At 57.1% G+C, this 13439-nt stretch carries 11 protein-coding genes and 2 tRNA genes; 7 read left to right on the top strand and 6 right to left on the bottom strand.

Annotated features, from left to right (window positions below; genetic code table 11):
* Positions 1-94 precede the first annotated feature (94 nt).
* Entirely contained in the window at positions 95-1390 is a 1296-nt protein-coding gene (locus tag VGF98_01955) for an FAD-dependent monooxygenase (protein HEY1680386.1), read from the top strand.
* Positions 1391-1392: 2 nt separating this feature from the next.
* Here VGF98_01955 and VGF98_01950 read toward each other — a convergent pair whose 3' ends face one another.
* From VGF98_01950 to VGF98_01935, 4 genes are all read right to left on the bottom strand, one after another.
* On the bottom strand, positions 1393-1617 hold the full coding sequence (locus tag VGF98_01950; protein ID HEY1680385.1) for a hypothetical protein: 225 nt from the start codon (positions 1615-1617) through the stop codon (positions 1393-1395).
* A gap of 581 nt (positions 1618-2198) precedes the next feature.
* The gene (locus VGF98_01945; protein ID HEY1680384.1) at positions 2199-2981 is read right to left on the bottom strand and encodes an abortive infection family protein; all 783 of its coding nucleotides are present in this window, start codon (positions 2979-2981) and stop codon (positions 2199-2201) included.
* 239 nt (positions 2982-3220) lie between these two features.
* Positions 3221-4108 carry a hypothetical protein gene (locus tag VGF98_01940; GenBank protein HEY1680383.1) on the bottom strand — a complete coding sequence of 296 codons (888 nt, stop codon included), beginning with the start codon at positions 4106-4108 and terminating at the stop codon, positions 3221-3223.
* A gap of 415 nt (positions 4109-4523) precedes the next feature.
* Positions 4524-4670, bottom strand: a complete 147-nt coding sequence (locus VGF98_01935) for a hypothetical protein (protein HEY1680382.1) — start codon at positions 4668-4670, stop codon at positions 4524-4526.
* 1797 nt (positions 4671-6467) lie between these two features.
* Between VGF98_01935 and VGF98_01930 the strand changes: the two genes are divergently transcribed.
* The 4 genes from VGF98_01930 (at position 6468) to VGF98_01915 (ending at position 10220) form a co-directional block, all read left to right on the top strand.
* Positions 6468-7067 (top strand): TIR domain-containing protein, encoded by a 600-nt coding sequence (locus VGF98_01930; protein HEY1680381.1) that lies wholly within the window; start codon positions 6468-6470, stop codon positions 7065-7067.
* Entirely contained in the window at positions 7064-7597 is a 534-nt protein-coding gene (locus tag VGF98_01925; protein HEY1680380.1) for a hypothetical protein, read from the top strand. Before VGF98_01930 ends, VGF98_01925 begins: the two co-directional genes overlap by 4 nt.
* A 35-nt stretch (positions 7598-7632) precedes the next feature.
* The gene (locus VGF98_01920; GenBank protein ID HEY1680379.1) at positions 7633-8973 is read left to right on the top strand and encodes an alpha/beta fold hydrolase; all 1341 of its coding nucleotides are present in this window, start codon (positions 7633-7635) and stop codon (positions 8971-8973) included.
* 653 nt (positions 8974-9626) lie between these two features.
* Positions 9627-10220, top strand: a complete 594-nt coding sequence (locus tag VGF98_01915; protein ID HEY1680378.1) for a hypothetical protein — start codon at positions 9627-9629, stop codon at positions 10218-10220.
* A gap of 447 nt (positions 10221-10667) precedes the next feature.
* On the opposite strand, the gene VGF98_01910 is transcribed toward VGF98_01915, so the two are convergent.
* Positions 10668-10743: transfer RNA gene (locus VGF98_01910), tRNA-Glu, on the bottom strand.
* Between the two features lie 2 nt (positions 10744-10745).
* A tRNA-Gln gene (locus tag VGF98_01905) sits at positions 10746-10820 on the bottom strand.
* A 1060-nt stretch (positions 10821-11880) separates the two neighbouring features.
* Between VGF98_01905 and VGF98_01900 the strand changes: the two genes are divergently transcribed.
* Positions 11881-12285, top strand: a complete 405-nt coding sequence (locus VGF98_01900; protein ID HEY1680377.1) for an HNH endonuclease signature motif containing protein — start codon at positions 11881-11883, stop codon at positions 12283-12285.
* A gap of 51 nt (positions 12286-12336) precedes the next feature.
* Positions 12337-13428 (top strand): NDP-sugar synthase, encoded by a 1092-nt coding sequence (locus tag VGF98_01895; protein HEY1680376.1) that lies wholly within the window; start codon positions 12337-12339, stop codon positions 13426-13428.
* The last annotated feature ends 11 nt before the right edge of the window (positions 13429-13439 follow it).

Here is a 13439-nt window from a genome sequence, read left to right as displayed (position 1 = left end):
GTGCCGACTGGTCGATGAAATCCAGACCAACGACGCATTGCCGGATGTCTAGTCGCTGCGCCCCAGAACACTATCCGTAGGCAGCGCTAAACTTGTGAAAGAGGTCGATCTCGTAGCGCTCCGCTCGGAGAGACGCAACGGCACCATAAACGGCGATAACCCGCAGGTCATCGTCGTCGGAGCCGGCCCGGCGGGGATGATGCTGGCGCTCCTCCTGAGCCGCAGCGGTGTTAGCGTGACGGTTCTCGAGCAGGCGACGACGTTCGCTCGCGAGTTCCGCGGAGAATTACTTCAGCCGGGAGCTACGCGGATCTTGAACGACTTGGGGTTGCGCGAGCGCATTCTTTCGCTGAGCAGCGGCTTTCCGGCCGGCCTCGATATTCAATACGATCGAAAAACTGTGCGCTTCGACTTCCCCCGCCCCGATGAGCTGTCGAAGGGCGGTGGTGTCGCAATCATTCCTCAGAAGCAGTTCCTGGAGGCGCTCGCAACGGAGGCATCCCGACAAGCCGGTTTCGAGATCGTAATGGGTTGCTCGGTGCGCGATCTATTGTTCGATGCACACGGGGTAGTCGGAGTTCGCGCGCAATTGTATAATGGCGAGTCGCTCACACTCCGCGCTCCTCTCGTCGTCGCTTGCGACGGACGCTTTTCAGCGGTCCGGCGTGCGGCCGGAATCGAGATGCGCGCCAAATCCATCCCATTCGATCTGTTGTGGTTTTCGACGCCCATCCCGACTGGTCTCCCGAATCGCGTGTACGTTCGGATAACGCGCAATCAACTCTTCGGTTCGTTCGCCAGTCGCAACAACCGAATGCAAGTCGGATGGCTCATCCATAAAGGCGAATATGCCCGGCTTCGTACTCAACCGTTTGGGGAGACTGTAGATCGGATCGTTTCGCATGTGCCGGTTCAGCTCAGCGATTCCGTCCGACGGGCTCTGCGGGGCTGGAACGACCTCTCTCTGTTGCCGGTGGTGAGTCAGATGGCAGAGCGGTGGTCGCAACCAGGGATGTTGCTTCTCGGCGACGCGGCCCATCCGATGTCACCTGCCGGTGGGCAGGGCATTAACGTAGCGATCTATGACGCCGTCGTCGCGGCAGCCCGGCTCCTTCCGGCGATCAAAGATGGAGCGTCGTTGGAGGATGTTGCGCGTTCGTTTGAACGGGAACGGCGTCCGTCCATCATCGTTACGCAACGGCTTCAGAACGTGTTCACTAGTGCTCTCTGTACGCTAGGGCCTAGTGCCGCGGTCAGGTTCGCAACTCTGTTCATTCGAGCTGGTGCGCGCGTTTCGTGGCACCCACGATTTGTTAGGAAAGCCCTCGATCGGCTCTTGTGGGGCAATCCGCAAGTTCGCGCGGATCGCGGGCCATGGCAACGCCGCTAACCTTAGCGCTCTTCGTTGCTAAGCGCCGTGCCCTGAACGCCGCCTCCACCGTTGTCGATTTTTACTTGAAACTTGCCCGGGGAATAGTGATTGATATAGATACCGCCGGTAGCGAAATTCGAAACGTACATATTGTCGCCCGCTTCACGAAGAACGACTTGCGTAACGCCGTCACCAGCTTGCACGATCTGGCACGGCGACGCTCCTACGCCTACCCCCTTGGTCATCTCGGAAACTGCCGAGTGAGGAGGGGGTAAGGTGGATCGCGGTCGGGCCTGCGTCGTTGCGAACCGGCACGCGTTTTCGGCTCGCGTTTGAGCACGATTTGCAGAATATCTAAGACCTCGGCGTCAGGGCAACGCCGAGGAGGTCGCCGCAAACAGCGTACATGCCAGGCGAACGGCGTACAGGCCTGTACGCCTATGGGCGTATGGGCGTATGGGCGCATAAGCGTACAGGCGTATACGCCCGTGCGACTCACGGAATGCCCGGCGGATGCGGAGATCAATCCTTCCACGGATCGGCTACCATCAGCGAGCTGGCGGTTCCGTCGTCGCGACTCTGCAGGCGTTCAGGCTTGCCGGTGCGCCCGAAAGTGCGTGGTACGACGGCCTCGCTTTTCCGTAGTCGGCATCGGGCCGCCTGAATCGGCATCGGCGAAGCCATTCGCGATGTTGTACGCCTCGCCGCCGCGAGAACAGCCGTCTGCGGCCTTGCGAGCCCCAGCAATCACTGTGGGCTACGGTTGGGTCTTCCATAATTTCCCCTGGCCGCCAGCGGCGAAATCGTCAACTCGCATGCACCGCTTTTATGCGTTCGGCCGAGCTTCAAACGTGTCCCATAGGAATGTCACCAGCGTCGAAGCGCAACCAACTACGAAGCGCGCATGCCGTGGCTGAAGGCCCCTCGTGCTTGCGCTTTTGCCGTGACCGGTGCCGTATAAAGATCGCAACTCGCCAATACTTCCAGCGACGGCGGCAAGACTGTGCAGCGTACGTTTAATCAAGTCGGCACCCTTCGCGGCGCTCGGTATGTCCTCTGGAGCCAACTGTAACGCCTTGGTTGCCGCTTTGACAAGTTCACTTAAATCGCTGGCCTTAGAGTATGATATACCTTTTGCTTCGAGAATTGTTTTGCAGACGGTTTCGATCAACTCTTTGGCGGAACCGATTGCGAGCGCTGGATCGCGATCGATCGAATCTTCGATCCGCCGGATGTCGGTGTGGATGCTCCCGGAAGTGGCTGCCGCAACCTTATCGGCCGTCGCGCGCATTCCGGTCGGACTCCGTCGTCGAAGTCGACCGCCTTCGTATACGTAACCATCCTTCTCGATCCATGCTATCAAATCGGCCGAACCTGACTGAGTTGCAGTTGTTGCCGACAATATAATATTCTCGAAAACTGCTAAGAGTTTTTCCGCGTCGGTTGGCTTCGTCAGATCGAGTGACGCATAATAAAGTTCGATTTGGCTGCGCCGCTGACCATGAACCACTACCGAAGATGTCGGCGCGAGGGTGATGCCGGCGGCTGAAAATTCGTCGTCGATCTTACGCAACACACATCCAACCATCCATTCTCGGAACTCGTTCAAGGTCTTCCGCGAAATGAGCTTTGGGACCATTGGCGTTGGTTTTTGAGCTAGAGTGCAGACGCCTCCCAAGACACAGAGCTCGCTATGTCACAGACGCACCCCTTCGACGCGGTTCCAAGTGGCTCAGCGCCAAACAATGATTCTATCTTGAGCTCGGCGCCCAACTAGTCCAGAAAGGCTCTGCGCGATTGAATGGCCATCAAAAGCCCTTGCTGACCACGGATGGCAATTCCCGCGTTTCATGGCGCTATGGCTATAGCGGAGGGAGTCGAACCGTTGGAAATATGGCCCGTTACCTTTGAACTTCCCGGCGAATAAATGTCGACTATACTGGCGGTCGTGTTTGCGACGTACACATTTCCGGGCGAGTCTACGGCGGCTTTGTACGGAATGTCTGTCCCTAAGCTGATTTTACGAATCACTTTCGATGAGCCCGCTGCATATTCTGTGATCCGACCGCCAGAAATGTTGGAACCTTTAAAAAACTCACTGAAGACGTACACATTGTGCGTTCCGTCGAACTGTATCCCGGTTATGTACTTGGGTACATTGGTGATAGAGCGCGTAAGTTTAAACGTCTTCTCGTCGTAGACGCCGACGGTTGTAACGGTTGCCATACCGAACAGGAAGCCATCATCGAACGCCATGGCGTCCACGGGGACGCCACGAATCAACTTTAGGTTTACGGAATACTCTCTGGTCGCGGAATGCGTGTCAACCAAAACCGTATGTGTTGGAGATACAACGATCCCGGCGGGTCCGTACGAACTGACCGATACCGTCGGTTGGGTCTTGCCTGGCGGTATCAAATAGACCTCGCCGGTGGGGACGTAGTCATATCCGTAATAGATTGTTCCGTTCGGAGCAACAGCGATTGGATCGGTGGCGCCGGCGGTCCGTAAGTACTTTCCCGTGGCTAGCTCATACTCTTTCAGTCCGCGATCGTCAGAATAGAGAACGCCTTGCTGATCAAAAAAGAAAGCGGACGGGGCGGTAACCTGATCGGTAATCGTTCTTACCAGCGACGGATGTAATCCCGTCGAATAGACGCCAACGTAGGCGGGACTGCTCTTGAATGAAATTACGAGCGCCGCCTGGTTCGCCAGGGGACGCGCGCCCGTTTGCACTCGAGCGTTCGGGAGGCTGACCGCTGGTGTCGCGCCCGAACATCCAGACAAGAGAAGAACAAGCGACAACGCAAACGGCCCGAGAACGCGCTCTATCCGCATACAATCCATTGTGTGTGTACTTTCAGTCTCTCGAAGGGCCGCTCCCGCTATTAGATCGTTAGCGCGTGTTTAGCACAGTGAGTATCAAGGTTCGGCGCGTTGCGAACCGGCACGCGTCTTCGGCGCGTTTGAACACGATTGCAGAATATCTAAGACCTCGGTATTAGGCCACGCGACCGCCGGCAACCGGCGCAGGTGGACAGTTGAAGAGCCCAACAGGCCTGTACGCCGATACGCCCATACGCCTATATGCAAACAGGCCCGTAAGGCTGTAGCACTATAAGCCTGTAACACCGTAGTGGCGTCGGCCTTGTCAGTTCAATCGAACGAGCCATCTCGCCGCCGGCGCCTGCGTCCAGTCGCCCACAGCGTCGAACGCGCCCGCGTCTTGCTCGAGACTGCGCAGGGCTTCCAGGAAGGCTTGGAGATCGAACCGCACGACGACTGCAGTGCCCTGCAAGCGCCTTGGTGGCTATCGCTCTCGCGGCCGAATCGGCGCCAGCGCCGGGCGTGGGGTATGAGCGCTCTCGGCGGCGAAGCGCTAGCCCGCGCCAAAGCGCAAGCGCCGTAGCAAAGGAACGGGTTCGCTGTCTAGGTGCTCCAGCGATGGCTTGTGGGTCACGCGGATCGTGAACACGGCTCCGGATGGAACGCGACGCGTCGAGTTCACCGCCCGGACGCGCGACGAGGCGCTTGCGAAGCTGCACGTCAGAACGGCGAGCTTAGGGAAGGTGCGAAGTTCTAGCGACAGCTCGATTAAGAGTTATCGAGCATTAAATCGACTGCTGCTGTCAATGCGGAATCGAAGCGAAAAATGCGATTGGCTGAGGCAACGCAAACCGCGTTGCATGCCGATGAGAACGCGGATGCCGAGCTTGCGAGCCTCAAGTGCGTCGCGGACTTCCGGTAAAACGGGCTTAGAAGCGTTTGTAGCGTAGGGAAATCGGTCGGCGAGTCTTTGGTCGGCTCGCGCGCAGAAGCTCCAGTACAGGCCCGGCAGCGCGCCGCTATGCACGCCTTGTCGGCGAACGCTCGTAGCGCTTACCCCCTTGGTCATCTCGGAAACTGCCGAGTGCGGAGGGGGTAAGGTGGACCGCGGTCGGGCCGGCGTCGTTGCGAATCCGCACGCGCTTTCAGCTCGCGTTTAAGCACAATTTGCAGAATATCTAAGACCTCCGTGTTAGACCATCGGTGCTGGGGCGCCGGCCCGGCAACGGCTTACAGGCCTATACGCTTACAGGCGTATAGGCGTATAGGTGTATAGGCGTATAGCGACATAGCGACATAGCGACATGGCGACATGGCGACATGGCGACATGGCGACATACGCCTATAGTGGCATTGCGTTATAGTGGCAAGGGCTTTTGGCTACGCGCGGAGATCCGCCACGGATTGGCTACCGTCAGCGGCCACCGGCCGCGCCGTCGCGAATCTGGTTACTTCATCCGTTCGCTGTTTAGCGCTCCGGCGCTGGCTTGTGGGTCACGCGATCGTGAAAACGGATCCCAATGGAACGCGACGCGTCAAAGACTTCGCGAACGAAGACGCGATGAGAAGCTTTGCGAAACTTCAGGCCGCCAAAGACCAGGGACGCTCAGGACGTGGGGGCCTTGCGTGGTTACTTAGCCCGTTCTGTCAGGAGTTCCGTGTAGCACTGCTGGGCGGCTCTCGACATTCCGGCGCTAGCGATTCTTTAACCTTTGCGACGCGCTAAGTATCGTCGGAATTGCCTCGCGACGATCGCCGAGGAGGTCGGCAACTGACGTTGCGACGTGAGCGCTCTGCCGGTATTAAAATCGGCTCTGTGTTGGCCCACATGCTCGGTTCCGAACGGGTCGAGCAGAACGTCGCCCTGCTGCGAGGAGAGCTAACAAATCGCACCCCGCACTGCGAGCAGATGCGCAGGTTCAGAAACACCGGCTGATGCGTCTAACGGCGGGTCTGTGACCCCACCGTGCTCCCGCCCGCGGTTCGCTAAGCGTATCGAGCGACGCGAACGTCCCGGGGGATTGTTGGTAATTGACGCACGCTTTTCGATCGGAAGAGCGGACGATGAGTGGGCTATACCGATTCGTTGAAGGATGTGTCACGACTTCAGGTGCAGGAGGCTCCAGCGCAGGTCATGGAATGCCCGCCAACGCGCTGACGGGCTGCGCTCCTGCCCTATTCTGTTGTCGATGGTTGCGAAGCCGTCTGAAGGCTAAGGGATGGACCAATGCGTGCTGAAGCAAAGCCTTGGCCATGGTGGCGAAGAGGCATGGTGATTCTGACTAAAATTACCGGCGTGGACGACTCGGCCCGAGCCAAAGGGTCCCCAAGGTCAAGCAAGTACGTCATCGAACCTCGCCCCGCGGAAACGGAGGGCTCTTGCATTGCAGGGATTCTCACACGTGTCCCAGATTTGATTAAGTGTTTTACAAAAGGAGAGCGTACCATGCCCAGGACTAAGGTTTTTGTTTCGTACGACCACAGCGAAGACGTGCACTATAAGCGATTGCTCCAAGCTTGGGATGCCAATAACGACTTTGATTTCGATTTCGACAGTCGCGGTCCGGATGTTAAAATCGATAGCGCGGACGCAGTTGTCGTTAAGTCTACATTGACGAAAATGATGATGACAGCCACTCATCTGCTCGTGCTTGTAGGCGAGAAAACCTCTACAAGCAAATGGGTAAACTGGGAGATTGAACGCGCAATGAAAGACGATATAAAACTAAAGCTCGCCGCGGTCAAATTGCAGAAAGACAACGCCGCGCCCATAGGGATTCTTGCTGTCGGAACATCCTGGGCGACGAGTTTTGAACGCGATCGGGTCGTTGAGGCGCTCAAGTCGGCAAAGAACACCTATCAACCTTGATCGCGGCGCTTGCCGGACGACGAATAGATGCGTTGGGCGCTGAGCCGCGCTTTCCGTCAGACCGTATTCAAACCGTTCATGGTGTGATCGCTGAACAGTTTCGATCTCGAAAAGTAACCGGTTTGGTCAGCTCCGCTGCCTGCGGCGCGGACCTGATCGCGATCCACGTATCTATGGAGTTGGACATTTGTTTTCGCATAGTCCTTCCCTACGGTATCGACGACTTCCGCAGGTCCTCGGTCGTCGACAGGCCCGGGAAATGGGAGGCCATTTACGATGAGGCTATAGGGAGGGCTCAAATCAGAGGCGATCTGATTGTTCTGAACGTAGAACGAAATGCCGCCGGATACAGATCGGCGAACCAAACCATTATCGATGAGGCAGTGTGTCTATCGGTTAATGGGGCGACTTCTCTGATTGCGATCGCGATCTGGGATAGCAAACGACGCAACTCCGAGGATGCAACTGCTGATTTTGTCGACCGCGCAACCTCGCTCCACCTGCCGATTCTAAGTATTCCCACGCTCTGATGTGCTTTTTGAAGCGGCGGCGAGCCCGTAACGGTTTGGAATCATTTCGCAATCTTTCCAAGGAAGCAGCCATTTTATTTGTGCATGGCATGGGAGGTTCGAATGGCGACTGGGGCGACTTCCCGCAATTTCTTGTGAATGAACCGCGACTCGCAAACTGGGATGTTTTCGCTGTTAGCTATGCTACGTCGAAAAGGTTCGATTTTGGATTCTGGGCTGACGACCCGGATTTAGAGAAGGCTTCTCTCGCATTGCAAACCCGCGTCGACCATGCGCCACTCCAACAATACAAGTCCCTGGCGCTGATTACACATAGCATGGGCGGCCTCATATCTCAACGGGTCGCGCTAAATGATCGTATGTCAAGCCGTATAGGGCACTTGTTCCTCTTTGGAACGCCGAGTACGGGGACGGAAAGAGCTCAGTATTTAACTTTCGCGAAGCACCAGATCAGGGACATGAAGCCGGGCAGTGAATTCTTAACGCACTTGAGATCTGAGTGGACGACAAAGTTCGAGGGCGCACTCCCCTTTCATGTCCATGCAGTCGCCGGAGAGCGGGATGCGTTTATTGAACTCGAATCGGTTCTAGATCCGTTTCCGTCGGACGCCGGCAAAGTGATTCCAGGCGATCACCGAACGATGGTTAAGCCCGTATCAAAAGATGATCTCAGTGTAAGAATCATTGTCGACTCCCTTTGCGGCGGCAGCGTGGTGCGGAGTACCCTAGATAGTGCCGCCGTAAGCATTGAGCACCGACGATATCAAGAGGTCATCGACTCTTTCCTCCATGTAGCTGAGTCACTTGACAACAGTACATTAGTGGAGCTGAGCCTTGCCCTGGACGCCCAGGGCCGAGCATCGGAGGCTCTAAGCATTTTACAGCAATATGCACATACCACCGACGCGAAAGGTACACTCGCCGGACGCTACAAGCGGCGGTGGCTGCTGAAGGGCGCCGAGTCGGATTGGGAACGCGCGCATTCGCTTTATGATGCTGCACTTGCTGAGGCTCAGACGGTTGGCGATCCGAACCAAGTACTATACCATGCCATTAATGTTGCCTTTCTTGAGGTAATGAAAGCGCCTGCGGCGAGCGCGGTACCAAATTCCGCGGCCGCGCATGCTGAGCTTGCGCTCCAAGCTGCAGAGAGCGCTTACCGAGATAAGTGGCGCGAGGCAACGATTGGAGAGGCTAGAATCATCCTGGGCGACTTTGAGGGGGCCCTCGCGGCATATCAGTCGGCCCGAAATATGTCAGCATCGGCACGCGAATTTGAGTCCATGTATGGTCAAGCCGTTTCGCTAGTGCGACTACGCTACGATGATTCGAGCGTGCGAAGGCTAAACGCCGTCTTCGGGCCAGCGGACGCGTGACGTGCTCCGCGAACTTCGAGCTAAATACTCGCGGCAATAATCAAAATCCAAAGGCGTGAGCCACGGAGCGCATTCGAGCAAGATTCGCTTTGTCGTGTGCAAGTGGCACGAGGGTGCTCCGTCGTCGGTAGTGATGAAAGACAAATCGGGGCCTAGTGTGACTCCATATATGCTTGCTAAGTCTGGTGAGACAGTTTCGAACACGACTCGGCCGTGGCAGGCAGGCGTTACCTTGAATCCGACCCGTGCAGTAGGAAATCGCCTTCATCATAACGTCGTAACGTTTTGCCGATATCTTCAAAACTGTTCTATTCCGCGTACGTCTCCCGTTGATCCGGGACCAGGCTAAACCCCGAGGTTCACGCCAGCGCTCTCGTCCAGTCGCCCACGGCGTCAAACGCCCCGGCGCCTTGTTGCGCTACGATCCTCAACGCGATCTGCAGCGGCCTGGAAACGGGCGGCGGGTCCATCAGCCCCATCACCATCGCGAATCTACTATCGTACGCTTCGTACGTTGTGGACGCCGGCGCGCTTTTAGTCTCGTCTCGGCAGTCTATACTTGACACAATATACTTGACACAACGAGCTAGCCATTGGTAGGTCGGATACGCCGTGACAGGGTGATTCTTTAGCTCGGGCGTAGCTCAGAGCCCATGCTCTGGCCGTCACGGGTGGGCAATCTCTTGCTAGGCGTGATCGCCTGGGTAGGTTCGTATTGGCTCGCTGCTGCTAGCTTGGGGTCAAACGCGCCCAAGTATCTGCCGTTGCTGATCGCGCTGTTCGGGTTTGCGTACGTTATCTGGGGCTGCTGGAACTTGCGACTCGAGTACTTACTTGGAAAGCGCCAGGACGCATCACAACAGAATGATGCGGCCGAACGTCGCGACATTCTCCTGGCCGACACGTGGCGAATGATCGACCGGCTTTCTGACTTGCTGCAACCCGTTTACGGTCAGCGAGCGATTGTGACGATGCTCACGGAGAAAGCCAAAGAGGAGAACGACCCCCCCGCACTTTCTAAAATTAGTCGAGCGCCACTAATTCAGGCTGGGACGGTAGCCGAGGGCGAATTCTACAAGAGCCTAAAAAACCAGGTGTATTTCTTGTTCAGCCGCTTGGAAACGCTAGGTGAGAAACGCGAGACAGTGACCGATGCAATGATACAGCGTGGTCACGTTGAGGATATCGAAGCCGTTAGGGAAGAGCTTCGCGCCCTAGCAGATGCAGTCAGGCAGCGGGCTTCTTAGCGTTTGGCTTAGCCCTTTTGGGCCTCTCCGCTTCGATCGACGGCTCGAACTTTGTCTTGCGGGACGCTGCACGCGCCGGCAATGGCTTACAGGCCTATACGACCATAGGCGTATAGTGGTATAGGCGTATAGGCGTATAGGCGTATAGTTGTATAGACGCTTTTGGTCGTGCGTCTTGATGACTGCCGGCCGTTTCGGCAACGACGCTATCGAATCGCAAGTCCAACGCAGGCGGAGACGATGCTGGCTCGGATCGAGGGTGGCTAGCTCAGACCGCTCCAATCGTCAAGAGTCGGTCCCCGAATGTTGCGTCTAGGTGCGCTTTACGGCAGTGCCCAGTCTCTTAGATGCAACGCAAGGTACATTTGGCTGCACAGTTGGCTGTCTTGACTGGAATACGTGCAAGCATAGAACGCCTATAAAATAAGGAGTTTTCGCATACGAAAATGGTAGCCCCAGCGGGATTCGAACCCGCGTTACCGCCGTGAGAGGGCGGCGTCCTAGGCCTCTAGACGATAGGGCCGATGGCTCCCGGGGATGGTCTCGAACCACCGACATGCGGCTTCAGAGGCCGCCGTTCTACCGCTGAACTACCCGGGAATGACCAGCGCTGGACTATACTACAACGGCGGCCCGGGTTCATGCAACGAGCGATTGCGCCGCATATTGCGGCCTCCGTACGTTGGCGTTTGACTGTGACAATTGGGGCAGAGCATCCGAAGATTAGCTAGCCGGTGATCGTTTGATACACCATTGACGTGGTCCAAGTGCATCGACAAATGTTCGCCTCTCCAATCAGTCAACCCGCAGCCGTCACATGTATTCTTAAGAATGCCAGCTCTAAGCAATCTCGCTTTGACATGTTGGCGACGCCGTTTCGTACTTGCGAGTAACTCGTCTATAGGCATTCCGGGAAGCCGCGGTTGAATCTCACCGCGAGCGACGGCTTTCGACCAGGCCTCAACGCAGAAGCCGAATGCCGCCGCGCAGACACGAACCGATGCTCCGGTGTCGTAGTATGCTTGAATCGTAACCCAATCGTGCTTTCTGCGTCGATCTGAGAACGGGGTTGACGGCACGCGCAGTTCGCCGCGGAGAATTGTCGTGCGCCAGGCAGTGTGAGTCATGCCAAATTTTTTAAGACACTCCACGAACTTGTGTCCCTGATCGTAGTGCTGTTGAACGGCTTTCCAATCGTAAATGCGTTTCATGCTTGTATCATCGCAAACGCGTGCGCCAACTGGTTGGCACAGAAAAAGCGTATTGTCTCGAAGCACTTGTCCACCCAGTTGGCACGCTGGTTCGATACCATACATTTATCCCGATATACGACCGAACTAGTGCAAAATACCATGACGATTACCGCACTCGGAATGAATGCATGCGTCACTTTGGCTTATCCGAAGCAACGTGGATGAACGCAAAAGAGCGCGGAGCGTTACGGCAGCGACCGCGTTCGTTCCGTTCGGAGCAGATCGTTGCATTTCGTCATCGTAGCCAAGTGCGACGTGTGCTGATGAAATCGGGTGCGCTGAGGAACAGCTGTTACGACTGCGGTATCGCGGAATGCCTGGCGAACGATCATCGCATTTAAAACGTACGGATGCTTTGCCCGACACAGCCAAACCGAAACGTCCGCCGGTAGAAATGAGGAGCGAAGATGGATAAGCGACGGAAGTACGACTGGGCAGCCATACAAGCGTACTACGACCAAGGCCACACGTACTACGACTGCATTCGCGTGTTCGGCTTTTCGAGCGCTGCTTGGCAGAAGGCACTAGCACGCGGCGAGATTACGACGCGCGTTCGCAAATGGTCGATCGAACAGGTCATTCGGGCTGCGAAGGGCCGGACGCACCTCAAGCTTCGACTACTCCACGCCGGATTGCTCGAGCCGAGATGTTACCGTTGCGGAATCGACACGTGGCGGGGCAAGCCGCTCTCCGTGCAGATCGACCACATCAACGGAGTTCGAAACGATAACCGTCTCGCGAATCTCCGTATGCTGTGCCCCAACTGCCACAGCCTCACTCCGACCTACGGGTATCGTAAGCGAACGAAGTAGCTGCGCTCCTTTGGGTAGAAGAACGGCGGAAACAGCCGAAGGAGGTGCTTGGTGCAGGCGATCGTCCTGGTGGGTGGCGAGGGAACGCGTTTACGTCCGCTGACGTATGGCACGCCCAAACCGATGGTTCCGATCATGAACGTGCCGTTCTTGGCGCGAACGATGCAGCGCTTATGTGAGGCCGGCATTCGCGACGTCATTCTGCCGGCCGGATATTTGCCGCAGTCGATCGTCGACTATTTCGGCGACGGTTCGCACCTCGACATGAAGATCACGTACGTGATCGAGGAAACGCCGATGGGCACCGCCGGCGCGATCAAAAATGTGGAGCAGCACATCAAAGGCCGGTTCTTCATGCTCAACGGCGACGTGTTAACCAGTCTCGATTTGCCGGCGATGTTGCGTTACCACGAGCAGAAAGGCGGCATCGGAACGCTGCACCTGATCCGCGTCGACGATCCGTCCGCATTCGGTTGCGTTGCCCACGACGCCGACGGTCTGGTATCGGCCTTCGTCGAGAAACCGCCGCGCGATCAGGCGCCGACCAATGACATTAACGCGGGCACGTATCTGCTCGAGCGCGAGATACTCGACCTGATACCGCCGAATCGCAACGTTTCGATCGAGCGCGAAACCTTTCCGCAAGCGATTGCTGCCGGCAAACGGCTGTATGGCTACACAACCAATGACTACTGGCTCGATATAGGACGTCCCGAACACTACCTCACGGCGCACACCGACGTGCTTGCCGGCGTGCTGGCCATGGGCGTCGGGCCGGGTATTCACGGCTTCGGAGCCGCTTCGCTCGAAGGCCTGCCCGGCATCGTCGCGCCGGTGTATGCCGGCGCCGACGTGGTCGTCGACCCGACCGCCCAAGTCGGTCCGAACGTCGTACTCGGCCATGGCTGCAGTATCGGTCCCCATGCCGTCATCCGCGACTCGGTCTTGTGGGAACGGGTCAGCGTCGGGCCCTCGGCGACCATTGAAGAAACGATTATCGCGAGTGGCGTGACGATCGGACCGGGCGCCCGGATCGGGCGCGGCAGCGTCATCGGGCACGACGTAACCGTCGAGCCTGGCCTGGTGTTACAGGAAGGCAGCCGAGTAGGCGAGCCGAACGTCGACAGCTCTCGGACCACATAGCGCTTCCGAGC

The organism is Candidatus Tumulicola sp., from assembly GCA_036490475.1.
GTDB lineage: Bacteria > Vulcanimicrobiota > Vulcanimicrobiia > Vulcanimicrobiales > Vulcanimicrobiaceae > Tumulicola.
Note: the sequence above shows the minus strand (reverse complement) of the source record. Positions and strands in the feature narration are given on the sequence as shown.

Coding starts and splice junctions, on each gene's coding strand:
- VGF98_01930 (HEY1680381.1), top strand. CDS start 6,468: ATGGTGATTCTGACTAAAATTACCGGCGTGGACGACTCGGCCCGAGCC.
- VGF98_01950 (HEY1680385.1), bottom strand. CDS start 1,617: ATGACCAAGGGGGTAGGCGTAGGAGCGTCGCCGTGCCAGATCGTGCAA.
- VGF98_01915 (HEY1680378.1), top strand. CDS start 9,627: ATGCTCTGGCCGTCACGGGTGGGCAATCTCTTGCTAGGCGTGATCGCC.
- VGF98_01900 (HEY1680377.1), top strand. CDS start 11,881: ATGGATAAGCGACGGAAGTACGACTGGGCAGCCATACAAGCGTACTAC.